This is a genomic window from Corynebacterium bouchesdurhonense, assembly GCF_900078305.2.
GTDB classification, from domain to species: Bacteria; Actinomycetota; Actinomycetes; order Mycobacteriales; family Mycobacteriaceae; genus Corynebacterium; species Corynebacterium bouchesdurhonense.
In genome coordinates this window covers 294,407-319,355 of the sequence record NZ_LT546028.1, presented here as the reverse complement: position 1 = coordinate 319,355, position 24,949 = coordinate 294,407, and the positions used below count along the sequence as shown (strand labels likewise).

Annotated in this window: 21 protein-coding genes and 1 pseudogene; 13 read left to right on the top strand and 9 right to left on the bottom strand. The window is 68.2% G+C overall.

The annotated features are described in order from the left end of the window. Positions 1–24 precede the first annotated feature (24 nt). From grpE to BN4252_RS06260, 3 genes are all read left to right on the top strand, one after another. Positions 25–732, top strand: coding sequence for a nucleotide exchange factor GrpE (gene grpE / locus BN4252_RS06270; RefSeq protein WP_066527720.1), 708 nt, complete (start codon positions 25–27; stop codon positions 730–732). An 87-nt stretch (positions 733–819) separates the two neighbouring features. After that, a complete protein-coding gene (gene dnaJ, locus BN4252_RS06265; protein ID WP_066527715.1) occupies positions 820–2,010 on the top strand; it encodes a molecular chaperone DnaJ in 1,191 nt (396 codons plus the stop codon). A gap of 15 nt (positions 2,011–2,025) precedes the next feature. After that, a complete protein-coding gene (locus BN4252_RS06260; RefSeq protein ID WP_066527712.1) occupies positions 2,026–2,451 on the top strand; it encodes a heat shock protein transcriptional repressor HspR in 426 nt (141 codons plus the stop codon). 147 nt (positions 2,452–2,598) lie between these two features. Here the strand turns inward: BN4252_RS06260 and BN4252_RS11305 are convergent, their stop codons facing one another. From BN4252_RS11305 to BN4252_RS06245, 3 genes are all read right to left on the bottom strand, one after another. Continuing rightward, positions 2,599–3,411, bottom strand: a complete 813-nt coding sequence (locus BN4252_RS11305) for a TIGR04086 family membrane protein (RefSeq protein ID WP_066527709.1) — start codon at positions 3,409–3,411, stop codon at positions 2,599–2,601. Positions 3,412–3,632: 221 nt separating this feature from the next. Beyond that, on the bottom strand, positions 3,633–5,402 hold the full coding sequence (locus BN4252_RS06250; RefSeq protein ID WP_096877778.1) for a pyruvate dehydrogenase: 1,770 nt from the start codon (positions 5,400–5,402) through the stop codon (positions 3,633–3,635). A gap of 374 nt (positions 5,403–5,776) precedes the next feature. Next, complete coding sequence (locus BN4252_RS06245; RefSeq protein ID WP_143341178.1) at positions 5,777–6,883, bottom strand: alpha/beta hydrolase; 1,107 nt, start codon at positions 6,881–6,883, stop codon at positions 5,777–5,779. Positions 6,884–7,378: 495 nt separating this feature from the next. On the opposite strand from BN4252_RS06245, the gene BN4252_RS06240 reads away from it, so the two are divergent. Beyond that, a complete protein-coding gene (locus tag BN4252_RS06240) occupies positions 7,379–8,224 on the top strand; it encodes a nitrilase-related carbon-nitrogen hydrolase (RefSeq protein WP_066527691.1) in 846 nt (281 codons plus the stop codon). An 8-nt stretch (positions 8,225–8,232) separates the two neighbouring features. On the opposite strand, the gene BN4252_RS11185 is transcribed toward BN4252_RS06240, so the two are convergent. After that, complete coding sequence (locus BN4252_RS11185) at positions 8,233–8,907, bottom strand: helix-turn-helix transcriptional regulator (RefSeq protein WP_066527690.1); 675 nt, start codon at positions 8,905–8,907, stop codon at positions 8,233–8,235. Positions 8,908–9,336: 429 nt separating this feature from the next. Here BN4252_RS11185 and clpB point away from each other — a divergent pair, with 429 nt between their 5' ends. From clpB to BN4252_RS06220, 3 genes are all read left to right on the top strand, one after another. Continuing rightward, positions 9,337–11,922 carry an ATP-dependent chaperone ClpB gene (gene clpB, locus BN4252_RS06230; protein ID WP_066527688.1) on the top strand — a complete coding sequence of 862 codons (2,586 nt, stop codon included), beginning with the start codon at positions 9,337–9,339 and terminating at the stop codon, positions 11,920–11,922. Positions 11,923–11,941: 19 nt separating this feature from the next. Next, a complete protein-coding gene (locus BN4252_RS06225; RefSeq protein WP_066527685.1) occupies positions 11,942–12,355 on the top strand; it encodes a DUF4265 domain-containing protein in 414 nt (137 codons plus the stop codon). Between the two features lie 125 nt (positions 12,356–12,480). Further along, positions 12,481–13,509 (top strand): helix-turn-helix domain-containing protein, encoded by a 1,029-nt coding sequence (locus BN4252_RS06220; RefSeq protein WP_066527681.1) that lies wholly within the window; start codon positions 12,481–12,483, stop codon positions 13,507–13,509. 34 nt (positions 13,510–13,543) lie between these two features. Here BN4252_RS06220 and BN4252_RS06215 read toward each other — a convergent pair whose 3' ends face one another. Then, positions 13,544–14,893, bottom strand: a complete 1,350-nt coding sequence (locus BN4252_RS06215; protein WP_066524898.1) for an IS256 family transposase — start codon at positions 14,891–14,893, stop codon at positions 13,544–13,546. A 56-nt stretch (positions 14,894–14,949) separates the two neighbouring features. Between BN4252_RS06215 and BN4252_RS06210 the strand changes: the two are divergent. Continuing rightward, a pseudogene (locus tag BN4252_RS06210) lies at positions 14,950–15,636 on the top strand (IS30 family transposase); the annotation flags it as partial. 214 nt (positions 15,637–15,850) lie between these two features. Next, a complete protein-coding gene (locus tag BN4252_RS06205; RefSeq protein WP_066527680.1) occupies positions 15,851–16,693 on the top strand; it encodes a sulfurtransferase in 843 nt (280 codons plus the stop codon). A 27-nt stretch (positions 16,694–16,720) separates the two neighbouring features. Here BN4252_RS06205 and BN4252_RS06200 read toward each other — a convergent pair whose 3' ends face one another. The 4 genes from BN4252_RS06200 to BN4252_RS06185 all read right to left on the bottom strand — a co-directional run bounded on the left by BN4252_RS06200 (position 16,721) and on the right by BN4252_RS06185 (position 21,354). Continuing rightward, positions 16,721–17,374, bottom strand: coding sequence for a hypothetical protein (locus BN4252_RS06200; RefSeq protein WP_066527679.1), 654 nt, complete (start codon positions 17,372–17,374; stop codon positions 16,721–16,723). A gap of 202 nt (positions 17,375–17,576) precedes the next feature. Next, positions 17,577–18,548, bottom strand: a complete 972-nt coding sequence (gene dapD, locus BN4252_RS06195) for a 2,3,4,5-tetrahydropyridine-2,6-dicarboxylate N-succinyltransferase (RefSeq protein WP_066527678.1) — start codon at positions 18,546–18,548, stop codon at positions 17,577–17,579. Between the two features lie 24 nt (positions 18,549–18,572). Continuing rightward, a complete protein-coding gene (locus BN4252_RS06190) occupies positions 18,573–19,970 on the bottom strand; it encodes an amino acid permease (RefSeq protein ID WP_066527677.1) in 1,398 nt (465 codons plus the stop codon). Further along, on the bottom strand, positions 19,963–21,354 hold the full coding sequence (locus tag BN4252_RS06185; RefSeq protein WP_066527674.1) for an amino acid permease: 1,392 nt from the start codon (positions 21,352–21,354) through the stop codon (positions 19,963–19,965). Before BN4252_RS06185 ends, BN4252_RS06190 begins: the two co-directional genes overlap by 8 nt. 40 nt (positions 21,355–21,394) lie before the next feature. Here BN4252_RS06185 and dapE point away from each other — a divergent pair, with 40 nt between their 5' ends. The 4 genes from dapE to BN4252_RS06165 are packed head-to-tail and all read left to right on the top strand — an operon-like array spanning position 21,395 to position 24,947. After that, positions 21,395–22,498: a succinyl-diaminopimelate desuccinylase gene (gene dapE / locus BN4252_RS06180; RefSeq protein WP_230208587.1), complete on the top strand. Its 1,104-nt coding sequence runs from the start codon at positions 21,395–21,397 to the stop codon at positions 22,496–22,498. A 43-nt stretch (positions 22,499–22,541) separates the two neighbouring features. Beyond that, positions 22,542–23,348, top strand: a complete 807-nt coding sequence (locus BN4252_RS06175) for an LOG family protein (RefSeq protein ID WP_066527669.1) — start codon at positions 22,542–22,544, stop codon at positions 23,346–23,348. A 34-nt stretch (positions 23,349–23,382) separates the two neighbouring features. Next, complete coding sequence (folP, locus tag BN4252_RS06170; RefSeq protein WP_066529236.1) at positions 23,383–24,195, top strand: dihydropteroate synthase; 813 nt, start codon at positions 23,383–23,385, stop codon at positions 24,193–24,195. Further along, positions 24,192–24,947, top strand: a complete 756-nt coding sequence (locus BN4252_RS06165) for a glucosyl-3-phosphoglycerate synthase (protein ID WP_066527665.1) — start codon at positions 24,192–24,194, stop codon at positions 24,945–24,947. The genes folP and BN4252_RS06165 overlap by 4 nt, the downstream gene beginning before the upstream one ends. The last annotated feature ends 2 nt before the right edge of the window (positions 24,948–24,949 follow it).

The window sequence follows — 24,949 nt, the reverse complement described above, 5'->3', positions numbered from 1 at the left end:
GAGCAAGAAGGAAGGGAACACGACATGACTGACCCGAACGTGAACCCGCAGATGCCGAACGACCCGGGCGCGCCGGAGAACACGGACGAGCAGTACGTGTCCCCGGACCGCGCCGAGTCCCTCGCGGACGAGGCCGCCGAGTCGGAGGCGTTCGAGGCTGCGCAGGATCCGGAAGCCGAGGACCCCCTCTCGTCCGCCTCCACCATGACGGACGCGGAGATCGAGGACGCGGTCCAGGCCGAGCTCGCCGGCGAGTACGGCGACGCCAACCCGGACGCCGACGGCGACGGTGCGGTTTCCGACGTGGAGCTGCAGCTTGCCGAGCGCACCGAGGACCTCCAGCGCGTCAGCGCCGAGTACGCCAACTACCGGCGCCGCACGGAGCGCGACCGCGCGCTCATCGTGGAGCAGACGAAGGCCAAGTTCGCGGAGCAGCTGCTTCCGCTTCTCGACGATCTCGATCTGGCGCAGCAGCACGGAGACCTCGCCGAAGGGCCCCTGAAGGCTTTCGCCGACAAGCTCCGTGGCGCGCTGGCCAGCCAGAAGCTCGAGAGCTTCGGGGCCGAGGGCGAGCCCTTCGACCCGGAGATCCACGAGGCTGTGCAGGACCTCTCCGAGGGCGAGGAGAAGGTCGTGGGCACCGTCCTTCGCAAGGGCTACAAGATGGGCGACCGTCTCGTGCGCAATGCGATGGTGATTATTGGTGGCGGCGCTGGGAAGGATGCGTCGTAAAGCAACAAGCCCCAAGTAGCCGGGAGCGAGCGGCACTACCGCTCGCCCCGGCTTTACCTTTAGAACCTTGAGAAAGGAGGAAGCGACATGGCAATGCAACAGGAATGGGCGAACAAGGACTACTACGGCGATCTCGGCGTGTCTTCGAGCGCGTCCGCCACGGACATTAAGAAGGCGTACCGCAAGCTCGCTCGCGAGAACCACCCCGACTCCCACCCAGGCGACAAGGCGGCCGAGGAGAAGTTCAAGCGCGTCGCCGAGGCGTACGACGTGGTCGGCGACGAGGAGAAGCGTAAGGAATACGACCAGTTCAAGTCCATGGTCAGCTCCGGCGGCTTCGGTGGGCGGTTCGGAGGTGGTTCCGGCTTTCCGGGCGGGTTTCGCTCGACGCGGACCGACTTCAACGTCGACGACCTCTCCGACATCTTCGGAGGCGCGGCTGGACAAACTGGAGACGGCGGCCTTGGTGATATCCTCGGTGGCTTCTTTAACCGCGGCGGCGGTGCTGGCGGTAGGAACGCGCGGCCGTCGCGGGGGGCGGACGTCGAAACCGAAATAACAATCGACTTCCGCGAGGCCGCCAAGGGCACCACCTTCCCGGTGGAGCTCACCGGCGAGGCCCCGTGCACCGACTGCCACGGCTCCGGCTCGCGCACCGGCAAGACCACCACCTGCCCCGTGTGCTCCGGCACCGGGTACGTGCGCGAAAACTCCGGCTCCTTCGGCATGGCCCGGCCGTGCACGAACTGCGGCGGAACCGGCGAGGTTATCGAGGATCCCTGCCCCACCTGCGGCGGCACCGGCACCGTGCGCCGCACCCGCTCCATCACCGTGCGGATCCCCGCCGGCGTGGAGGACGGGCAGAAGGTCCGGCTCGCCGGCCAGGGCGAGGCGGGGCCGAACGGCACGCCCTCCGGGGACCTCTTTGTCACCGTGCGCGTGCGCGGGGACAAGGTGTTCACCCGCTCCGGCGATGACCTGGAGGTGACCGTGCCCGTCTCCTTCGGCGAGCTCGCGCTCGGCGCCGCGGTGACCGTGCCCACCCTGGACAAGCCCGTGAAGGTGAAGATCCCGGCCGGCACGCCGAACGGCCGCACCCTGCGCGTGAAGGGCCGCGGCATCCCCCGCAAGACCGGGGCCGGTGACTTGCTGGTCACGGTGGAGGTGGCCGTGCCCAAGGACCTGGACGCCAGCGCCATGAGCGCCCTGCGCACCTACGCGCAGGCGGAGAAGGACTCCGGTTTTGACCCGCGCGCCGGGTGGGCCGGGGCCCAGTAGAAGGAGGTGAGTGGAATGGATGAACGCAAGACGCAGCTTCGAGAGGGCGAGCAGTACTTCGTCATCTCCGTCGCCGCCGAGCTGACCGGCATGCACGCCCAGACCCTGCGCACCTACGACCGCATGGGTCTGGTCACCCCGGCCCGCACGCCCGGCGGTGGGCGGCGCTACTCCTCCCGCGACATCACCATGCTCCGGCGCATCCAGCACCTCTCCCAGGAGGAGGGCGTGAACCTGGCCGGCATCAAGACCATCATCGAGCTCACCGAGCGCATCGAGTCCCTCGAGGGCCAGCTCGAGGCGGAGCGCGACCAGTCCGCCGAGCTGCGCGAGCGCCTCTCGTCGCACCGCCGCGGCGGCGAGCTTGTGCACGTGCCGCGCTCCACCGCGGTGGTCGCTTGGGAGCCGTTTGCTTCTCGACGCTCCCGGGGCCGCGGGTAGAACCCCAGATTGGGCAAGTCCCGCGGGACGGTGAAAGCCCGGCCGGGGCGAGACTTCGAGGTCTCGCCCGGCCGGGCTTTCGTTGTGTAAGCGGCTGAGTATAAGCGGCTGAAGCTTTGCGCCGCTTACGTGGTGTTAAGGCGGTGCCTACTTACGCACGACGCGCTGCTGGTTGTCGCGGTTGAGCACGGAGCGAGCGCCTGCGGCACCGCACAGTGCGGAGATGACGGCACCGATCAGCAGGCCGGCCAGGGTCCACCAGGTGCCCTCGGCGGCGTCGTCGGAGTACTCGTTGTAGGCGTCCTTGGCCTTGTCGGCGGCGTTGTTGGCGGCGTCGCGGGCCTGGTCGGCGGCGTTGTCCACGTCCTGCTGGGAGACGTTGTCGCGGGCCGCGTTGGAAGCGTCCTCCGCGTCCTGGCGGGTGACGTTAGCGGCCTGGCCAGCGGTATTGGCCACGGTGTCGACGGTGTTGCCCACGATGGAGCCGAGGCCACCGATCATGGAGGCGCCCAGCCAGCCGGTGAGCACCAGGGTGGCGATCAGGGACGTGGCCCAGGTGGCGAAGCCGTGGAACAGGCCGGCGCGCACGCCGAGTGCGCCGGAGACGTAGCCGGCGGCCGCGAAGGCGACAGCCAGGGAGATCAGCGCGAAGATGCCGGTGGCGGCACCGGAGGTACCCTGCAGGCCCATGGCCGCGGCGGCGACGCCGAGCAGGATCATGAGGCCGAGGAAGGTGACCACGCCGGCGAAGATCGCGCCCCAGGAGACGTTGCCGTTGGAGACCTCGGTGGAATCGGTGCCGATCCAGGCCTCCTGGCCGATGTGGTCGTCGGCGTCGCGAGTCTCGTAGGCCACGGACTCACCGCGGGCGGCCGGTGCGGCCGGTGCGGCGGTGCGGGTGGTGGTTTCGACGCGCTTCACGCGCTTGGCGCCGCGGTTCGGGTTCTGGGAATTGGTCATGAAAATGCATCCTCTTGGATAAACGGATCGAAACCAGCTGGGGTTTCGCTGACTTATGCAACGGTACTTATCGGCGACGGATGTTGGGTTGCGTTTAGGTAACATCAACGACACAGTCTGGCGACGACCCGGAATGTGTGGTCTGTGTCTCGTTTTGGGGTGGGAAGGGGGCGTCGACAAGCAAAAAGCCCCTCCCGAAGGAGGGGCCGCATGCGCGCGGACTATCCGAACTCGATGGCCGCGGCGCCGCCGATGTGGCGGAGGTTGGACTTAGCCAGGTTGAAGAGGCGGCCGACGCCGCCCTCGAGGAAGGCGGTGCGGGCACCGGACTTGGCAAAGCCCTTCATCATGTCCCAGGTGATCCCCGGCGGCAGGGAGAGGGCCTCCGGGTCGGTGACAATGTCCACCAGCACCGGGCCGTCATACGCGAGGGCCTCCTTGAGCACCGGCTCCAGGTCGTCCGGGTCCTCGATGCGGTAGGACTGGATGCCCACGCCCTTGGCAATCTCGGCGTAGTTGGCCTGCTCGTGGTCGGTGCCGAAGTACGGCATGCCGGCCACCATCATCTCCAGCTTGACCATGCCCAGGGAGGAGTTGTTGAAGCAGATGACCTTCACCGGCAGCTGGTGCAGCTTGATGGTCAACAGCTCGCCCATGAGCATGCCCAGGCCGCCGTCGCCGGACCAGGAAATGACCTGGCGGTCCGGGAACGCCGCCTGCACGCCGATGGCCATCGGCAGGGCGTTAGCCATGGTGCCGTGGAGGAAGGACGCGGCCTCGTCGCGCTTGCCGTTGGGGGTGAGGTAGCGCGAGGACCACACGTTGCACATGCCGGTGTCCACGGTGAAGTAGGCGTCTTCGTCCGCCAGCTTGTCCAGCACGGACGCGGCGAGCTCCGGGTGGATCGGCTTCTTCGACTCGAAGGCCTTGTTGGTGTAGTGGTCGATCACGTGCTCGAGCAGCTCGTAGTGGCGCTTGAGCATCTTGTCCAGGAACTTGCGGCTCTTTTTCTCCTCGATGTGCGGGAGGATGTTCTCGATGACGCTCTTCACGTCGCCCACCACCGGGTAATCCACCTTGGTGCGGCGGCCGATGTGGGTGCCGTCGATGTCGATCTGCGCCACGTTGTCCTGCGGCAGCCAGTCGGTGTACGGGAAGTCGGTGCCGACCATGATGAACAGGTCGCACTCCTCCATGGCGTCGATGCAAGCGCCGTAGCCGAGCAGACCGGACATGCCCACGTCGTACGGGTTGTCGTACTCGAAGTACATCTTGCCGCGGAAGGAGTGGCCGATCGGGGCCTTGATCTTCTCCGCCAGGGCGAAGACCTCGTCGCGGGCATCGCGCGCGCCGTATCCGCAGAAGAGGGTGACCTTGTCGGCCTTGTTAATAGCCTCCACCAGGCGGGCGGCCTCGTGGGGGTCCGGGAAGACGCGCTTGTTCTTGCCGGTGGCGTACACGGAGTCCGCGGTGTGCGGACCGTCCGCCACGTCGGAGGCGAAGACATCGCCCGGCACGACGATCACGGACACGCCGTTGCCGGCGAGGGTGTTCTGGAGGGCGTTGTGCAGCACGCGCATGCCCTGGTCGGCCTCGTGGACCACCTCGCAGTAGGAGGAGCACTCCTGGAAGAGCAGCTCCGGGTGGGTCTCCTGGAAAAAGGAGGAGCCGATCTCAATGGTGGGGATGTGCGAGGCGATGGCCAGCACCTTCGAGCCATTGCGGTGGGACTCGTACAGGCCCTGCACGAAGTGGGTGTTGCCCGGGCCGCAGGACGCGCCGCAGACCGCGAGCTCGTCAGCCGCCAGCGAGTCGGCGCCGGCGGCGAAGGCCGCGGCCTCCTCGTTACGCACGTGCACCCACTCGATCTGGTCGCTCTGGCGCACCGCGTCGGACAGCGGGTTCAGCGAGTCTCCCACCAGGCCATAAATGCGCTTCACGCCCTCGCGCTCGAGGCGCTTCACCAGCTGCGTGGCAAAGTTGGTCATGATGCTCCCTTAAAGGTTTGTTAGGTCGTCTTTACTTGCCCAACCCATGGTACTGAGACTTCTGCATTCCGGCTCGGGGGCTGTGACAATGCGGTCAGGAACGCCTCGTCTGTGAAGTAGTCCAGGTGGTCCCCGCGCACGCCCTCGATCCGCGTGGCGCCGTAGGAGCTCGCGGACGACCTGTGGCTGCTGGGCAGCGCGGGCGTGGACGGCGAGAGCGTGGCGGACCTGACCCTGGCGGGGTTCTTTCCCGCCCCCCGCTCGTGTACTGCGCCTTCTGCTTCCCGTCTGGGGGTCTGTGACAATGCGCTCGGTCCCCCCTTGTTTGTAACGTAGCCCGGCGTCCCCCCCCTCCCCCCCCCACCCCGGGCGGCTCCTTAGGAGTTCGATGGCGGGTTGCCCCCCACCCCCCCCGCCCCGCCCGCCCGCAGGCCAAGGATGGGGTCCCGGTCCGCGTCCACCACAAACACCTTCGCGTCCGGCCCCGCCAGGGTCAGGTCCGCCACGCTCTCGCCGTCCACGCCCGCGCTGCCCAGCAGCCACAGGTCGTCCGCGAGCAGCCCGTCCCGGTTGGCCGCGCGGGTGGCCACCAGCGTGCCGTACGAGTGGGCCACCACGGTCTTCTGCGCGTTGGGGAAGCGCTCCTCCAGGGCCGCCTGGAACGCCGCGAGGTTGCCCGCGCCCTCCGAGGCGGGCGCGCCGGACAGCGCGGCGCCCAGATCCGGCGGCGGGTTGTAGCCCTGCCACACCACCACCGCTGCGCCGGTGCGCTCCGCTATCCGCCCAGCCTTCTCCAGCTCCCCTTCCAGCTGGCGGGGGTTGCCGGTGGTCGCGCCAGCCACCAGCGTGATCACCCGCGCCGGGTTCTCCGCACTGCCCACCATCACCGTGGTCGAGCCGGGCCCCGCCTCCAGCACGAGCCCGCCGGCGGCCTTGATGGTGCCTCGGGTGCTGGCCGGCAAGGTGGCCATGTGGCGCGCGGAGAGGGCCTCGAGGCTTTCCTGCGGGCACTCCGCCAAGCGCTCCATCCCCCGCCCGCGCGTGCGGTTGAGCTCGCGCGCCAGCTCGGTGTCCAGCTGTTGCGACAGCTGGTTGAGCCAGAGGATCACGCGGTACTGGCCCACCAGGAGCGCGGCGCGGGCAAGCGCGTCGAGCGATTCCTGTGCGCGGGCGGCGGCGTCGAGGGCGTCGCCCATGGCGTGCAGGGTGTCGGCGCGGCGGCGGAGGGTGGTGGCGTAGCCGCCCACGCGGGCCAGGGCGAGGTCCGCGGACTGGCCGGCGAACCCGGTGGCAGCGAGTGCTGCGCGCGACCCGTCCGTGGCGCGGGCCTCGGCGCCCACCGCAGCCTGTGCCCGGTAGCAACTTTGCGCAGCGGCGCGCAGCTCCGCGGGGTCGAGGCTGGGGGAGTACTGCGCCGCCTTCGTCGCCGCCGGGGCCGGGGCTGGAGCCGGGGCCGGGACGCCCACAGCGACCGCGCTAGCCACGGTCCAGCGCCCCGGCGAGCTCGGCGTCGGAGGACGTCACCTTTTCGGCGAAGGCCGCGATGGACCGCAGGTGGTTGGAGAGGGCTTGAAAGGTTGCGTCGATAAGCACAAGCTCCCTCGAGGCGGCGGCGTTGAGCGCGGCGGAGGCGCGGGAGGGTGACAGCGACGCGAGCGTCAGCGGCGGGGGGGGGGGGGCCGCCCCCCCCCCCGCCCCCGGCCCCCCCCCCCCCCGCGCCCCCCCCCCCCCCCCCCCCCTCCAACCTTACCAACTAACACACAACACCACAGTTGAGCTCGGGCATTTCACAGCACACTCATACTACCACACACGTCAGCGGCGGGGGGATGGGGACGTGGGAGCGGGCGGCGCGGGCGGTGGAGTCGGAAAGTTCGAGGAAGGTCATGCCGCGGAGTGTGGCAAAGCGCAACAGGCGAAGCAAGGGCGAAATGCGAAACTGTGGATAACCCGTCCTTGGTCGCACTAAAGTTATCCACATGCGCATTGCCTTATTGCAAACGGTCACCGGCGCGGACAAGCGCGAAAACATCGAAACGCTCGCCCCGCTGATCCGCGACGCCGCGCGCGCCGGCGCGACCCTGATCGTGCTCCCCGAGGCCGCCAGCCAAGCCTTTGACCAGGGCAGATTGGACACGCAGGCGGAGGAGCTCGACGGCGAGTTCGCCACCGCCATGCGCGGGCTCGCGGACGAGCTGGGTGTGACCGTTGTGGCCGGTATGTTCCGCCCGGGCGATGTCAATAACGTCGACGGGAAGACCCTCCACCGGGTGCGCAACACCGCCCTCATCACCGGCGGCGGCGTGCACAAGGGCTACGACAAGATCCACGCCTACGACGCCTTCAACTACCGCGAATCCGACACCGTGCAGACCGGCCGCGAGCTGGTCACATTCACCCACGAGGCCGCCGGCGAGCGCGTGGTGGTGGGCGTGGCCATTTGCTTCGACATCCGCTTCCCCGAGCAGTTCAAGGAGCTCGCCCGCCGCGGCGCCGAGGTGATCGTGGTGCCCACGAGCTGGGCCGACGGCGCCGGCAAGCTCGAGCAGTGGCGCGCGCTGACCGCCGCCCGCGCGCTGGACGCCGGCGTGTTCATCGCCGCCGCCGGCCAGGCCCGCCCCGAGTGGGAGGAGCACGCCGGCGAGGAGTCCGGACCCACCGGCATCGGCCACTCCGCCGTCGTCAACCCGCACGGCCGGCGCATCGCCGAGGCCGGTTACGCCCCCGAGACGCTCATCGTGGACATCGACGCGGCCGAGGTTGCCGCCGCGCGCGAGGCGCTGCCGCTCATCGCGATCACCGACCAGACGGGGGCTTTTGCTTAGCGACGCCCCTACAACGTCGCACGCCCCCGGCCGAAACCCTTCGCGGTCACCCACCAGCGAAACACGTTCCTGCTGACCCTTTCGCCCTCCCCGAACACCTCCGCCTGCCGGTGATAGGGCAACGCCGAGGCGACGAGCGTTGCCACGGTTCGCGCCTCGGGGATGCGCGGGTCCTCCCTGTCGGCCGCGCCGGAGAACGCGAGCAGCCCGATGACGATCATCTCCAGCTCCTCCCAGGTGAATGCAATCGGCGGGGGCTGCTCCCCGGGCGCCAGCCAGTAGTAGCCGTTGACTCCGGGCTCGCACTGGATGTTGTAGCCGGCGCGGCGCAGCTGGGCGAGGTACTCGCGGGCGCACCGCTCGCTCACGCCCAAGGCGGAGGCGAAATCCCGGGCCTGGTTGCGCTTCTGCCACTGCATCATGCGAAAGAGTGTGACGCCGCGCATGGCCGTTTCGACGCGCTGGCCCCCGCCGGCCCCGCCTGCGCCGCCGGCGCCGCCTGCGCCGCCGCGCTGGTGGTGCGCCGCCTCCGCTCCCGCTTCCGTCGCGGCGTCTGCGATCCACTTGAGCCTGGCGTGGCGCTCATCCCGCTCGGCCTCGAGCCGCTCCTCGTAGGAAGGCGCGCGCTCCCCGGCGTTGTCCCGGCTTGCTTCCCCGCTTGCTTCCTGGTTTCCGGTTCCCATTTCGGCCCCCGCTTCCTTGGTTCTTGAGTTTCTGGTTCCTGTGCATTTTCTGTGCAGTTTCTGTGCGTGGAGAGGGGTGGTGGCATGCGAATTGGCGAACCCGGCACATAGTTGCAATCCGGAATATTGGTGCGGGATTGCAACTATGTGCCGGTTTCGAGTTTGCGGAACATTCCCCCCACGGTTCCCTGGCCGCCGTTTTCCTGCCGCCGTTTTCCTAGCCGCCGTTTTCCCGCCGCCCCCGGTCCGCGCTCAGCGTAACTCAGGGGCGACGGATCCGCCGGGCGTCGCAGCGAACGAGGCGGGTGGCGCCGCAGTTGAGCGCCGCGTTGGCAACTTTTTCGGCTTGATAGGAACAGACTCAACTTCTCGCGCGTTACATCTGATGTAATCGACGCAAGACAAAGACACGCAAGGAGCACGAACACCATGGGATCGTTCAACCCCACAACGAAGACGCAGGAGGCGATCCAGCAGGCGCTGCAGAAGGCGTCCGCCGCTGGCAACCCGGACATCCGGCCGGCGCACCTGCTCGAGGCCATCCTGAACCAAGAGGAGGGCATCGCCGCGCCGGTGCTGAAGGCCACGGGCGTGGACCCGGACACCGTCTCGCGCGAGGCCGCGGAGATTACCCGGGGCTACCCCAAGGCGGAGGGCCAGAACATGGCCAACCCCAACTTCAACCGCGACGCGCTGAGCGCCATCAACGCCGCCCAGGAGCTGGCGGGCGAGCTGGGGGACGAGTACGTCTCCACCGAGGTGCTGCTGGCGGCCATCGCAAAGGGCACGGACGAGGCCGCCGAGCTGCTGAAGAAGCGCGGCGCCACGTACGACGTGCTCAAGGGCGCGTTCCCCTCCGTCCGCGGCAGCAAGAAGGTGACCACGCAGGACCCGGAGGGCCAGTTCCAGGCGCTGGAGAAGTACTCCACGGACCTCACGGCGCGCGCCCGCGAGGGCAAGATCGACCCGGTCATCGGGCGCGACACGGAGATCCGCCGCGTGGTGCAGGTGCTGTCGCGCCGCACTAAGAACAACCCGGTGCTTATCGGCGAACCCGGTGTGGGCAAGACCGCCGTTGTGGAGGGCCTCGCCCGCCGCATCGTGGCGGGCGACGTTCCGGAGTCCCTCAAGGGCAAGACGCTGATCTCCCTGGATCTCGGCTCGATGGTTGCGGGTGCGAAGTATCGCGGTGAGTTTGAGGAGCGTCTCAAAGCAGTGCTCGATGAGATTAAGAGCTCGAACGGCGAGATCATCACGTTCATTGACGAGCTGCACACCATCGTGGGCGCCGGCGGCTCCGGCGAGGGCGCGATGGACGCGGGCAACATGATCAAGCCGATGCTGGCGCGCGGCGAGCTGCGGCTGGTCGGCGCGACCACGCTGGACGAGTACCGCAAGTACATCGAGAAGGATGCCGCGCTGGAGCGCCGCTTCCAGCAGGTGTACATCGGTGAGCCGACGGTGGAGGACACCATCGGTATCCTCCGCGGCCTGAAGGAGCGCTACGAGGTGCACCACGGCGTTCGCATCCAGGACTCGGCCCTGGTGGCAGCGGCGGAGCTGTCCAACCGCTACATCACCAACCGGTTCCTGCCGGATAAGGCGATCGACCTGGTGGATGAGGCCGGCTCCCGCCTGCGCATGCAGATCGACTCCTCCCCGCAGGAGATCGATTCGCTGGAGCGTGTGGTGCGCCGACTCGAGATCGAGGAGATCGCGCTGACGAAGGAGTCTGATGAGGCCTCAAGGGAGCGTCTCCAAGCATTGCGCCAAGAACTCGCTGACCAGCGCGAGAAACTCGGCGAGATGAAGGCGCGCTGGGAGAACGAGAAGGACGAGATCAACCGGGTGCAGTCCGCGAAGGAGGAGCTGGAGCGGCTGCGCAACGAGTCCGAGATCGCCGAGCGCGACGGGGACTACGCCAAGGTGTCCGAGCTGCGCTACGGGCGCATCCCGGAGCTGGAGGCCGAGGTGGCCGAGATCGAGTCCCAGGCCAGCACCAAGACCATGCTGGAGGAGGAGGTCACGCCGGACACGATCGCGGACGTGGTGTCCTCCTGGACGGGTATCCCCGCCGGCAAGATGATGCAGGGCGAGACCGAGAAGCTGCTGAATATGGAATCCGTGCTGGGCGAGCGCGTGGTGGGCCAGCGCGACGCGGTGGTTGCGGTGTCCGACGCCGTGCGCCGCTCCCGCGCGGGTGTGGCGGACCCGAACCGCCCCATCGGCTCCTTTCTCTTCCTGGGCCCCACCGGCGTGGGTAAGACGGAGTTGGCCAAGGCGCTCGCGGAGTTCCTCTTCGACGACGAGTCCGCCATGGTCCGCATCGACATGAGCGAGTACGGCGAGAAGCACTCGGTGGCCCGCCTCGTCGGTGCCCCTCCGGGATACGTCGGGTTCGACGCCGGCGGTCAGCTCACCGAGGCCGTTCGCCGCCGCCCGTATTCGCTCGTGCTTTTCGACGAAGTGGAGAAAGCCCACCCCGACGTCTTCGACGTCCTCCTGCAGGTGTTGGACGAGGGCAGGCTTACCGACGGCCAAGGGCGCACCGTGGACTTCAGGAACACCGTGATCATCCTGACCTCCAACCTCGGCGCCGGCGGCAACCGCGAGCAGATCATGGACGCCGTGAAGCACCACTTCAAGCCCGAGTTCATCAACCGCCTCGACGACGTGGTGGTGTTCGAGCCCCTCTCCAGCGACCAGCTGGTGGGCATCGTGGACATCCAGCTGCAGGACCTGGCCTCCCGCCTGGCCGCTCGCCGCCTCACCCTCGAGGTGTCCGACGCGGCGAAGCACTGGCTGGGGGACCGCGGCTACGACCCTGCCTACGGCGCCCGCCCGCTGCGCCGCCTGATCCAGCAAGCGATCGGCGACCAGCTGGCCAAGAAGCTCCTGGCCGGCGACATCCGCGACGGCGATGCGGTGCACGTGGACGTGGCGGACGGCGGCGAGCGCCTGGACATCCGCCGGGACACCAGCCGGGACACCAGCCGGGACATCGCCGCCCGCTAGGCGCGATACACTGCCACCCATGCAGCCGACCACCACCATCACCACCCGCGTCGCAGTCCCGGGTGTGGAGAACGAGCAGCTCGCCGCGAACCAGCTCACCGGCAACCATTTCGTGGTGGCCAGTGTCCCGTTCGTGGACACCACGCTTGCGGTGGGCGACATCGTGGAGTGCGTGCTGGTGGGTGGGTCTTTCCACGTAGACAGGGTGGTGGTGCGCGGCGGCGCGTCGACGGTGCGCATCCTCCCGGAAACCGACCAGCCGCATCAGATCGCCGAGACGCTCCTGGCGTTCGGGTGTCGCGTGGAGGTCGGCCCCGGCGGCATGCTCGCCGCCAGCATCGGCGCGGACTGTCCCCGCGACGGCATTATGGAGTGGCTCGATGGTCTCGAGTCGGAAGGCGCCATCCATCAGGCTCCCGGCTACATGGCCTAGGCGCCCGTGACGCCTCCCGGCTCTCCTAGCGCCAAATGGTCATTAGCACCTGGTCATTAGTCGAGTGGCGGGCGGGTCCCGTCAAGTGGTGAATGCACCACCTCAGACAGAAAGAGGTGGTTGTTGTGGGTTCGAAGGAGATCCCCGCGGAGGTTCGCCGGGAGGCGGTTGCTCGGGTGGCGGCTGGTGAGATGGTTGCCGAGGTTGCTTCTTCGTTAGGCGTCACGAAGCACAATGTGTGGAGATGGTTGAGGAAAGCCGGTGTGCCTGCGCCGAAGAATGCTAAAGCGGCTGCTAATGACGCGTTGTTCGTTGAGGCGAAGAAGCTGCTCGCGCTAGGGATGAGCCAGGCCAAGGCTGCTCAAATGGTTGGGATGGATCCGGGGGCGTTGTGTTATCGGCTGCGCCAGGAATCACCCATTGCGGTGGCGGGGGTGAAAAACGCTACTGCCCAGGAGCGGGAGTACGCGTTGACGCAGGTGCGTGCTGGGCGTAGCCCTTACCATGTTGCGAAAGAGATCGGCCGCAGCGCGCACGCAGTGTATGTGTGGATGGGCAAAGCGGGTGTGCAAGGCCCACGGGGCAGCCAGAAGCACTTCACGAAGAAACGAGCAGAAGCGCTCGTACTGGCAAATAGAGGGTGGCGGGTGCCCCAGATCGCCGACACGCTTAGCTTGAGTGAGGCCACTGTATACCTGTGGTTGAAAAATGAGGCCATGACGATCACAGAGCCTCGTGTCGTAAGCACACAACCCAGCCAAGCCGGCGAGAAAGTTGGGCGGGGAACCCGTTTGAGCACAGTGGATCGTATCCGCATTGCTGAAGGGATCGCAGCCGGTCGCAGCATCCGCGCGATCGGTCGGGATATAGGCCGCGACCACACTGTGGTCAAGCGTGAGATAGAACGAAACGCCGTCACCTGCATCGACCATGATGGGGCCGTCACAACCTTCTACAACGTTGAGCACGCTGAAGAGCTCACCGCCGAGCGCAAACGGCGCCCCAAGCCCCGAAAGATTGACGTTTGCCTGCTACTGCGTCAAGAAGTGCTGGCCGGTTTAGCCAGGCGATGGTCGCCTAAGCGCATCGAGCGGCGTTTGCGTAGCTGCTACCCGGATGATGGGGCTATGCACATCTCCCACGAATCGATCTAGAGAGTGTCCGATTGTTTGTGTGCGGGGGCTTAGTTTACAAGTAGTCCGCGAATCGGTCGGGGTATGCCACGGCTAGTTGGTTGATGGCTTGTTTCCACCCGGTGGCTTTCGCCCCTTCAATATAGCCGTTGGATTCGGTTACCCGTTTCGCTTTCTTCGCCCGCTGGGCGGCGCGCTTGTCTTCGATGTTGCAAATCATCAACCACAACGTCTTCAACGCCGCGGTATCGTTCGGGAACTGGCCCCGGTTCCGGGTGGCTTTGCGCAACTCAGCATTAAGCGACTCGATCGAGTTCGTGGTGTAGAGCACCCGGCGGGCCGCCGGAGGGAACTGCAGAAACGGCACGAACCGGTCCCACGCGTCGCGCCACACCTTCACCGATTGCGGGTAGCGGCGCCCAAGCTCAGATGCCTCGAACGCGTCTAGGGCGGCACGGGCGGTGTCCTCATTCGGTGCGGTGTAGACCTTCCGCAGCGCTCGGGAGACGGGTTTGCGGTCCTGGTAGGACACCCACCTATTCGCCGCCCGGATCAGGTGCACGATGCAGGTTTGCACCATGGAATTCGGCCACGTCGCTTCGACCGCCTCGGGCAGGCCTTTGAGTCCGTCGCAGCAGACGATGAACACGTCTTGCACCCCACGGTTGGCAAGGTCAGCGCATACGGATGCCCAAAATGCGGCACCTTCGGTATCAGCGATCCACAACCCCAAGATGTGTTTGATGCCGTCCATGTCCACGCCAACGGCCATGTAGCAGGACTTGTTGACCACGCGGTGGCCGTCGCGGATCTTGACTCTAAGTGCGTCGAGGAAGATCACCGGGTAGAACTCATCTAGCTGGCGGTTCTGCCACAGCATCACCTCATCGAGCACCGCGTCGGTGATCGTGCTGATGGTATCCGGGCTCATGTCCACCCCAAGGGTGGTTGCAAGGTGGTGCTGGATGTCGCGCACGGTCATCCCACCCGCGTACAGGGAGATGATCATGTCATCAAGCTCGGTGAGCCTGCGGACACCTTTGGGCACCATCTGCGGGCGAAACGTCCCCGCCCGATCCCTGGGCACGGTCACTTCCAGCGGGCCATAGCCAGAATCCACGGTTTTGGTGTAGGACCCGTTGCGGTGGTTACCACCATCACCGGTATCTACCTGGGCTTTGGCTTTGCGGTCGGAGTGCTCGTAGCCCAAATGGGCGTCCATCTCCGCCTGCAGGCCAGCGTTGATCGATGCCTGCAAAAGCCCCTTCACCAGCTCACTGGCGTCGTCGGTGGAGGTGGAGAGCTCCCCGATGAGCTTTGCGAGCTCGGGGTTATCCATCAGCTTCTCGCTGATCGCGTTGACCCTCGACGGGTCATAGCCTTTCTTCGGTGACACCGTAGTCATTATCGGTGAAACTCCTTTCAGATCAGAGCCTCACACACAAACTTCCTGACACTCTCTCGATCTACAGCGCCATCTACATTCAAGGTGCCGGCAGCCTGCGTCAAGAACTCGAGGCCTACATCAAAGACCAACACGCGCTGATCCGCGGCGGGGCACAACGCAAACCACGCAAACGCACCGCTGGGTTGCTGACCAACCGACGTGGCTGGATCAAGGGTGCTGAAATCACCACACGCCCCCCTGAAGTCGACGACCGGGCCATCTTCGGGCACTGGGAAGGCGACCTCGTCATCGGCAAAAACGGCAAGAGTGCCCTGATCACCCTGGTTGAGCGCACCACCCGATTTACCCTGTTAGGTCACCTTCCAGACGACCACAGCTCGAAGACAGTGGTGGAAACGATCCAGGACATGGTCAAAGACCTCAACAAAGAGCAGCTAAAGACCATCACCTGGGATCAAGGGGCAGAAATGGCGATGACCGCCCAGGTGAAAATTGCGGAAGGCTGTGCGGTGTACTTCTGCGACCCGCACTCACCCTGGCAGCGCCCCACCAACGAAAACACCAACGGCGAGATCCGGCGCCGGTTCTACCCCAAAGCCACCGACTTCAAAGAAGTCACCGTCGACCACGTCGCCTGGGTCCAAGACGAACTCAACGACACGCCCAGAGTCATCTTCAACGGCATGACACCGCGTGAGATGATGCAACAACTAGCACAAAGTGGTGCAACCACCGCTTGATAGCGCCGCGCTTCACCCGGGCGCTTTACCCGACTAATGACCAGGTACTAATGATCATTTGGGTTTTGCCCCGCGTAACCACCGCATCGAGCACCCAACCTCCGCCCCGGCGCCCTGCCGCCAACACCCCGCACGCCCTGAGCGCCCTGCCGCCAACTCCGCGCCCACCCCGCACGCCCTGAGCGCCCGCCCAACCCTGGCTACACTTGGCGCCATGAGCGTCTTCGTCTCCGCGGAAACCCTGCACGAGCACATTAAATCCGGAAAGCGCCAAACCGTTCTCGCGTCGCTGTGGGAAGCGAAATCGGGCCAGTCCTGGTCGAAGTTCCAATCCGAGCACATCCCCACGGCTGTGTTTTGCGACCCAGCGTCGCAGCTCACGGGCATGCCGGGCCGCCGTGGCGGGCGTAACCCGCTGCCGGACGTCGAGACGCTGCGCAGGGCGGTCCGCGCGTGGGGCGTCGAGCCGGGCCGCCCGGTGTTCATCTATGACGGCGGCAACGGCCTCTTCGCCGCCCGCGCGTGGTGGGTGCTGCGCTGGGCGGGCATCGAAGACGTCTCGATCCTGGACGGCGGCTTCGCCGAGTGGGATGCGAGGGGGCTTCCCACCGTGGCGGGCCCGGGCAACGTGGTCGTGCCGCGCCAGGTGGAGATCTCCACGGGCCACTTGCCCACCGCGGAGATGGAGGAGGTCCGCGAGTTTGAGGGCTTGCTTGTCGACGCCCGCTCCCAACGCCGCTTCCAAGGCCGCCGCGAGATCCTGGATCTGCAGGCGGGCCACATCCCGGGCGCGGTGAACCTGCCGGTGGGTGACCTCTTCGAGGAGGACAGCAACGCGGTCAAGCCCGCCGAGGAGATCCGCGAGCGCCTGGCTGAGGTCGGAATCACGCAGGACTCGGACCCGGCGGACGCGATCTTCTACTCCGGCTCGGGCAACCACTCGGCGCTGTTGCTCGCCGCCATGGCGCACGCGGGCCTGCCGGTGCCGCGCCACTACATCGGCGGCTGGTCCCAGTGGTCGGCCAACCCGGGCAACCCGGTCTCCACCGACCTGTAGCGATACCAGCCGGCCCCGCGCGGGGCACTAACATCGGTTCCCAATGGCATACCTACTTATCCTCCTGGCGCTGGTGTCGCTCGCCGCCGGCCTGTGGTTGTGGAACGCGGACGCGCGCGAGCGGGAGCCTTCGCTTGTCGACGCCCCCCAGCCCGGTCTGCAGCTGCCGGGAGCGTCGCGCCGGGAGCGGCGGGAGCGCCGGGCGTGGGCGGAGGCGCGCGGCTTCGCCTTCGCCAGGGAGGACGACCTGTTGGCGGGGGAGTGGCAGCGGGGGGCGGCGGCGTCGGGAAGCACGGCGCGCGACGTGGTGTCGGGGCAGGTGTACGGGCACGACATGCACGTGGCCGACCTGGGCGCCGCCACGGTGATCGCCATGTCCACCGGCGAGGCCTCGGCCGTGGTGGTGGACATGCGCCGCGACGGTTTCGCGGTGGAGTCCTCGACGGACCTGGTTGAGGTGGCGCGCGAGGAGGGCTTCACCGTCTTCGGCACCGACGCCGGCCCGGTGCGCCGCTTCGTCGACGTCCGCGTGCGCACCGCCCTGGCGGAGCTGCCGCCGGCCGTGTCTGCCGTGTGGTGCGAGGGCGCGTGGGCGCTGGCGCAGCTCGCGCCCACCTCCACGCCGGCGCAGTGGGAGGAAGCGCTCGCGCCGTTGGCGCTGATCGCCGACGCGGCGCGCACCCCTGTCTCTTATACACCTCCGACGCTCCCCCCGTTCATCGTGGTCAGCGCGCGGGCAGCCGCGCCCCCCACCCCCCGGGCGGGGGGGGGCGGCCCCGGGGGGGGGGGGGGGCGCCCCCCCCCCCCCCCCCCCCCCCGCCGTTATCCACAACCACCACCCAACCCCTTGACCGCCCACCCCCAAGGCGGCACACTGGGACGGTTAGTTCGCGTGCAGCGCGTCGTTGAGCGCGATGCCCTTCGCCGGCACCACCTCGATGGCGCCGCTGAGCGAGTTGCGGCGGAACTGCAGCCCGCTCTTGCCGGAGAGCTCGAGCGCCTTCACCTCGGCACCCGCCTCCTTGCCCAGCGCCTCCGCCACCGGCGCGCTCAGCACGACTTTGGAGCTTGCGGTCACGTAGAGGCCGGCTTCCACCACGCAGTCGTCGCCAAGCGAAATGCCCACACCCGCGTTCGCGCCGAGCAGGCAGCGCTCGCCCAGGCTAATCACTTCCTTGCCGCCGCCGGACAGGGTGCCCATGATGGAGGCGCCGCCGCCGATGTCGGTGCCGTCGCCCACCACCACGCCGGCGGAGATGCGGCCCTCAACCATGGATGCGCCCAGCGTGCCCGCGTTGAAGTTCACAAACCCCTCGTGCATCACGGTCGTGCCCTCGGCGAGGTGCGCGCCGAGGCGGATGCGGTCCGCGTCGCCGATGCGCACGCCGGACGGCACCACGTAGTCCACCATTCGCGGGAACTTGTCCACGGAGTAGACCACCACGGGCCCCTGCGCGGCGAGGCGCCCGCGCGTCATCTGGAAGTCGGCCACCGCGCACGGCCCGTAGTTGGTCCACACCACGTTGGCCAGCAGCCCGAACACGCCGTCCATGTTGGCGTCGTGCGGCTTGATCAGGCGGTGGGATAGCAGGTGCAGGCGCAGGTACACGTCGTACGCGTCCACGGCCGGCTGCGTGAGGTCCGCGATGGTGGTCTCCACGGCCACGCGCGCCACCCCGCGGGCCTCGTCGGGCCCCTCGAGCTCGGCGAAGCGCGGGTCCGCCTCCTCCAAGCGCTTTGTGCTTGTCGACGCACCCTTTGCACCAACCTTCGGCGCCGGGTACCAAACGTCGAGAACTGTGCCGTCGTGGGTGATGGTGGCAAGGCCGCGGGCCTGCGCGGAGAGAGCAGTCATGCCTTGCACCTTAGAGCATCGCCGCTACAGGCCAGGGGCGGCGCTCCGGTCGCGCCGGCCGGTCAGAAACGACGCGGCGATGAGGCCGGCGGAGAGGATCAGGACGGAGATGATTTGGTTGCGTGTGGATGCGTCGAAAAGCATGAGCCCCATGAGCGCAACCAGCGCGGCGAGCGTCACCCACGGCAGCCACGCGGCGCCGTGAACCTTCACGGCGGAGTCGCGGATGGTGGGGTGGAGGCGGATGTAGCTGAGCGTGATCATGATCCACGTGACGATGAGGCAGCCGCCCACGGCGTTCATGAGGAAGTCGAGCAGCCCCGGCGGGTTCCACCACTGCAGGGCCACGGCCACGAGCGCGAAGAAGATGGACACCCACACGGAGTTGCGCGGCACGTTGCCACTGGTGCGCGCGAGCCAGCGCGGCGCGTCGCCCTCGAGCGCGAGCTGGTACGCCATGCGCGAGGTGCCGTAGATCTGGGCGTTGAAGGCGGACAGCAGCGCGAGCACGATCACGGCCTCCATGAAGCCGACAACGCCGGGGATGTTGGCCATGGCGAGTACGAGCGCGAAGGGGGAGTCCGCGGCGGAATCCGCGCCGTCGATCTGCGCGAACGGCAGCAGCAGCACAATGGCGATGACGGAGCCGACGTAGAACAACGCGATGCGCCAGATCACGGAGTTGACCGCCTTCTTCACGGCCTGCGCCGGGTTCTGGGACTCCGCGGCGGCGATGGTGACCACCTCGATGCCGCCGAATGCGAACGCAACGGCCAGCAGGCCGGCGGCGATGCCCGGGATGCCGTTGGGCGCGAACCCGGATTCACGCACGTTGCTGAAGCCGACGAACTCCTGCCCCGGCCACAGCCCGAGCCACAGCAGCGCGGCGATGATCAGGAAGCCGAGGATGACCGCGATCTTGATCATGGCGAACCAGAACTCGAACTCGCCGAAGCCGCGCACCTGCGCGAGGTTGACCACGGCGAACACGGCCACGGCCACCAGCGCGGGGATCCACTGCGGGATGCCGAACCAGCCGGCCATGATCGCGGCGGCGCCGGTGATTTCCGCGCCGCACACCATGATCAGCAAAAACCAGTACAGCCAGCCGAGCAGGAACCCGGCCCAGTGCCCGAACGCCTGGCGCCCGTAGGTGGCAAAGGAGCCGGAGGAGGGGTCGGCGGCGGCCATCTCGCCGAGCATGCGCATCACGGCGATGACGATCGCGCCGGCGATCACGTACGCGAGCAGAATCGCGGGCCCGGCGGCGCGGATGCCCACGCCGACGCCGAGGAAGAGCCCGGCGCCGATCGCCGTGCCCAGGCCCATGAGGGTGAGGTGGCGGGGCTGAAGGCCCGTGCCGAGTTCGTTTTGGGGGCTCGTGCTTGCCGACGCCCCCCTGGTACCAGCCGCGCTACTCATCGCCGCGAACTCCTTGCTGCTTGTGGTTGGATTGGAACGTTTCCGTGCGCGTCCACGCCGCGCCGCACAGTGCAATCACGCCGACGACAACGGCCACGGCGAGCACCTGGAAGCGCCCGTCCGGGTTGGTGAGCATGAGCGCCACGATGCCGCCGGCCAGGGCGATGGTCGCCCACGGCAGGACACCGGGCGCCCACATGCGGACCTCGGTGATGTCACCGTCCGCCTCCAGCTGCGGGTGGATGCGCAGGAAGGAGAACGCGATGGCGAACCAGATCACCACCAGGCAGCCGCCGACCGCGTTGAGCAGGAAGGCGAGCAGCCCCGGCGGGTTCCAGTACTGCAGCCCCACGGCCGCGAGCCCGAAGAGGACGGACACGACCACGGAGCGCACGGGCACGCCGCGGGCGTCGGTGGCGGCGAAGGCCGCCGGCGCGTCGCCGCGCACGGCGAGGTTGTGCAGGAAGCGCGAGGAGCCGTAGATCTGGGTGTTGCAGGCGGACAGCAGCGCCACGGCGATGACGGCCTCCATGATGCCCACCGCGCCCGGGATGTTGGCCATGCGCAGCACGGCGGTGAAGGGGGACTCGGAGGCGTCGCTGGCCCCGCCGATCTGGTCGAAGGGCAGCAGCAGCACGATCAGGAGCACCGAGCCGATGTAGAAGAAGCTGATGCGCCAGATGATGGTGCGAATGGCGGAGTGGACGGCCACCTCCGGGTCGTCGGATTCGGCGGCGGCGATGGTGACCAGCTCGATGCCGCCGAACGCGAACGCCACGGCGAGCAGGGCGGTGGCAACGCCGCCCCAGCCGTTGGGCATGAAGCCCACATCGGCGACGTTGGTGAGCCCCACGAACCCGGTGCCGGGCAGGGCGCCGAGCCACAGCAGCGCGCCGAGCACCAGGAACGCGGCGATGACCACCACCTTGATCAGGGCGAACCAGAACTCGAACTCGCCGTAGTTCTTCACGGCGGTGAAGTTGATGGCGGTGAACGCGGCCATGGCGATCAGGGCGGGGATCCATGGCGAGACCCCGAACCAGGCGGCGATGATGGCGGAGGCGCCGGTGATCTCCACCGCCATGATCATGATCATCATGAACCAGTACAGCCAGCCGATGGTGAACCCGGCCCAGGGCCCGAACGCCTGCTCGGCGTAGGTGGAGAAGGTGCCGGAGGAGGGCCGGGCGGCCACCATCTCGGCAAGCATCTGCATGACTAGCACGGTGATGGCGCCGGCGATGATGTAGGCCAGAAGCACCGCCGGCCCGGCCGCGGCGATGCCCACCCCGGTGCCCAGGAACAGCCCGGCGCCGATGGCGGAGCCGAGCCCCATCATGGTCAGGTGGCGCGTTTTCAGCCCGCGCGCGAGGGAAGTTGACATGCGGATAACTCTAAACCACCCCCCACGTAGGATTTGCGGGGTGACTGAGCTTTTGCTTTTCGACGACCCCGTTGCCCTCACCGCCGCCCTCATCGACATCGAGTCCCCCTCCCACCACGAGGCCGAGATCGCGGACGCGATCGAGGCGGCGCTGCGCACCCTCGGGGGCGTGGAGGTGATCCGCAGCGGCAACACCGTGGTGGCGCGCACCCACTTCGGGCACCCGCAGCGGGTGGTGCTCGCCGGCCACGTCGACACGGTGCCGCTGGCCGGCAACACCCCGCACCACTTCGGCCGCGGCGCGGACGGCGAGGATCTGCTCTTCGGCTGCGGGTCGGTGGACATGAAGTCCGGCCTGGCCTGCTACCTCAGCGTCTTCGCCCGGCTCGCCTCCCGGGGCGGGCAGGCGTGCGCCTTCGACATGACGCTGATCGCCTACGAGGGCGAGGAGGTGGCCGCGCGGTACAACGGGCTCGCCCACTTGGAGCGCGACCGCCCCGAGCTTCTGGCGGGGGACTTGGCGCTGCTGGGCGAGCCCTCCGGCGGCGTGATCGAGGCGGGCTGCCAGGGCACCATCCGCGTCTTCGTCGACGCGCACGGCACCCGCGCCCACTCCGCACGCAGCTGGCTGGGCGAAAACGCCGCCCACCAGCTCGCCCCGGTGCTCACCCGCGTGGCGGAGTACCAGCCGCGCACTGTCACGATCGCGGGCTGCGAGTACCGCGAGGGCCTGAACGTGGTGGGCATGGAGGGATTCGTGGCCACCAACACCATCCCGGACCACGCCCGGCTGGTGATCAACTTCCGCTTCGCCCCGGACCGCAGCCTGCCAGAGGCCAAGGCGCACCTGGAGGAGGTGCTCGCCCTCGCCGGCCCGCTAGAGCTGACCTACGATGACGCCTCGCCCGGCGCCCTGCCCGGCCTCGACGACCCGGTGGCGGCCGAGCTGGTGCGCGCCGTGGGCGGCAATTTCCGCGCCAAATTCGGATGGACGGACGTGGCCCGCTTCTCTAGTCTGGGTGTCCCGGCCGTCAACTTCGGCCCCGGCGACCCCGGCTTCGCCCACAAGAAGGACGAGCAGTGCCCCGTCTCCCAGATCCGCGGCGTGCACGCGCAGCTGCTCGCGTACCTTTCGGGGGAGTAGGGCAGCAAGGGAAACGTCGACAAGCAAAAGCGAAAGAGACCACATGGCGCCCCACATCACCCCGAAACCCGAGCGCGACCGCAAACTGCGCGGGCCGATAATGGTGCGCAGCGACGACGCGCACCAGCCCACCACCTACGACCAGCGGCTGCTCGAATCCCTCGGCCACTCCGACCACGATTGGAAGCACGCGGATCCGTGGCGCGTGATGCGCATCCAGTCCGAGTTCGTGGCCGGCTTCGACGCGCTGTCCGAGCTGCCCAAGGCAGTGACCGTGTTCGGCTCCGCCCGCCTCGGCGAGGGCACGCCGGAGTACGAGATGGCGCGCGAGGTGGGCAAGGCGCTGGCCGAGGCGGGCTACGCCGTGATCACCGGGGGCGGACCCGGGCTGATGGAGGGCCCGAACCGCGGCGCGCACGAGAGCGGCGGCATGTCCGTGGGCCTCGGCATCGAGCTGCCCTTCGAGCAGGGCCTCAACGAGTGGGTGGACCTGGGCCTGAATTTCCGCTACTTCTTCGCGCGCAAGACCATGTTTCTGAAGTACTCCCAGGCGTTCATCTCGCTGCCCGGCGGCTTCGGCACCATGGACGAGGTCTTCGAGGTGCTGTGCATGGTGCAGACCGGCAAGGTGACCAACTTCCCAATCGTGCTGATGGGCACGGAGTTCTGGTGCGGGCTGGTGGAGTGGATGCGCAGCCAGCAGCTCGCGCGAGGTTTGATTTCGGAGGGCGATGACGAGCTCTTTATCGTCACCGATTCCGTCGAGGAGGCCGTGGACCACATCGTGCGCGCCCACCAGGTGATGACGGACGGCCGCCTGGGCGACGACGGCCGCCCCCGCGACGCCTAAGGTTGCGCCCGTGGCCGAGCAGCTCGCCCGCGTGATGGCGATAGTGAACCGCACGCCCGACTCCTTCTATGACCGCGGCGCCACCTTCGCCGTGGATAAGGCGGTGGAGCGCGCCGGCCGCGCGATCGCGGACGGGGCGGACATCATCGACGTCGGCGGCGTCAAGGCGGGCCCGGGCGACGAGGTGGACCCGGCCGAGGAGATCCGCCGGGTGGTGCCCGTGATCGCCGCCGTGCGCGCCGCCCACCCGGGTGTGACGCTGAGCGTGGACACGTGGCGGGCGCGGGTGGCCGAGGCCGCGATCGAGGCGGGCGCGGACCTGATCAACGACACGTGGGCGGGCTTCGACCCGCAGCTGGTGGAGGTAGCGGGCGCCGCCGGGGTGGGATACGTGTGCTCCCACACCGGCGGGGCCGTGCCGCGCACCCGCCCGCACCGCGTGCGCTACGACGACGTGGTCGCGGACGTGATCCGCGAGACCACCGCGTTGGCCGAGCGCGCCGTCGCCCTCGGCGTGCCGGCGGAGAAGGTGTTCATCGACCCGACACACGACTTCGGCAAGAACACCTACCACGGGCTCGAGATCCTGCGCCGCGTGGACGAGCTGGTGGCCACCGGGTGGCCAGTGCTCATGGCGCTGTCCAACAAGGACTTCGTGGGCGAGACGGTGGACCGCGGGGTGGAGGAGCGCGTGGCCGGCACCCTCGCCGCCACCGCCTGGGCCGCCGCCCGCGGCGTGGCCGCCTTCCGCGTGCACCAGGTGCGCGAGACCGTGGACGTGATCCGCATGACCGCCGCGATCTCCGGCGAGGCACCGCCGCTGCACACGGTGCGGGGGCTGGCGTGAGCGACGCGGTTGATCTCGCCGCGGTCAGCGTGGTGATCCCGGCGCTCAACGAGGAGCGCACGGTGGCCGGCGTGGTGGACGCCTGCCTGCGTTCGGGCGCCGGTGAAGTGCTGGTCATCGACTCGGACTCGGCCGACGGCACCGCCGGGGCGGCCGAGCGGGCCGGGGCGCGCGTGGTGAACTGGCGCGACGTGGACCCCCGTCAGCCGGTGCCCGGCAAGGGCGAGGCGCTGTGGCGCGGGGTGAAGGCGGCGCGCGGGGAGGTGGTCGTCTTCGTCGACGCGGACGTGGTTAACGCCCAGCCGTGGTGGTTCCCGGCGCTCGCCGCCCCGCTCGCGGACCCGGCGGTGCACCTGGTCAAGGCCAACTACGTGCGCGCCGCCGGCGAGACCGGCCGCGGCGGCGGGCGGGTCACGGAGCTCACGGCCAAGCCCCTGCTGCGCGCGTTCTTCCCGGAGCTCGCGCACGTGCGCCAGCCCTTGAGCGGCGAATACGCGGTGCGGCGCTCCACGGCGCTGCGCCTGCCGTTCGTGGCGGGCTACGGGGTGGAGGTTGGGTTGCTGGTTGACGTCGCAAAGCAATACGGCCCCGAAGCGGTGGCTGAGGCCGAGCTCGGCTCACGGGAGCACCGCAACCGGCCCCTCGCGGAACTCGCGCCGATGGCCGACGTGGTGGCGCGCACGATTCTCGCCCGGGCGGGCGCGACGGGCGCGGACGAGGTGCTGCAGCGCCCGCCGTGGCTGGCTGATTAAGA

Excerpts from the sequence above, each read along its gene's own strand:
- grpE (WP_066527720.1), top strand. The coding sequence starts at position 25 with ATGACTGACCCGAACGTGAACCCGCAGATGCCGAACGACCCGGGCGCG.
- dnaJ (WP_066527715.1), top strand. The coding sequence starts at position 820 with ATGGCAATGCAACAGGAATGGGCGAACAAGGACTACTACGGCGATCTC.
- BN4252_RS06260 (WP_066527712.1), top strand. The coding sequence starts at position 2,026 with ATGGATGAACGCAAGACGCAGCTTCGAGAGGGCGAGCAGTACTTCGTC.
- BN4252_RS11305 (WP_066527709.1), bottom strand. The coding sequence starts at position 3,411 with ATGACCAATTCCCAGAACCCGAACCGCGGCGCCAAGCGCGTGAAGCGC.
- BN4252_RS06240 (WP_066527691.1), top strand. The coding sequence starts at position 7,379 with ATGCGCATTGCCTTATTGCAAACGGTCACCGGCGCGGACAAGCGCGAA.
- BN4252_RS11185 (WP_066527690.1), bottom strand. The coding sequence starts at position 8,907 with ATGGGAACCGGAAACCAGGAAGCAAGCGGGGAAGCAAGCCGGGACAAC.
- clpB (WP_066527688.1), top strand. The coding sequence starts at position 9,337 with ATGGGATCGTTCAACCCCACAACGAAGACGCAGGAGGCGATCCAGCAG.
- BN4252_RS06225 (WP_066527685.1), top strand. The coding sequence starts at position 11,942 with ATGCAGCCGACCACCACCATCACCACCCGCGTCGCAGTCCCGGGTGTG.
- BN4252_RS06215 (WP_066524898.1), bottom strand. The coding sequence starts at position 14,893 with ATGACTACGGTGTCACCGAAGAAAGGCTATGACCCGTCGAGGGTCAAC.
- BN4252_RS06205 (WP_066527680.1), top strand. The coding sequence starts at position 15,851 with ATGAGCGTCTTCGTCTCCGCGGAAACCCTGCACGAGCACATTAAATCC.
- dapD (WP_066527678.1), bottom strand. The coding sequence starts at position 18,548 with ATGACTGCTCTCTCCGCGCAGGCCCGCGGCCTTGCCACCATCACCCAC.
- BN4252_RS06190 (WP_066527677.1), bottom strand. The coding sequence starts at position 19,970 with ATGAGTAGCGCGGCTGGTACCAGGGGGGCGTCGGCAAGCACGAGCCCC.
- BN4252_RS06185 (WP_066527674.1), bottom strand. The coding sequence starts at position 21,354 with ATGTCAACTTCCCTCGCGCGCGGGCTGAAAACGCGCCACCTGACCATG.
- BN4252_RS06175 (WP_066527669.1), top strand. The coding sequence starts at position 22,542 with ATGGCGCCCCACATCACCCCGAAACCCGAGCGCGACCGCAAACTGCGC.
- folP (WP_066529236.1), top strand. The coding sequence starts at position 23,383 with ATGGCGATAGTGAACCGCACGCCCGACTCCTTCTATGACCGCGGCGCC.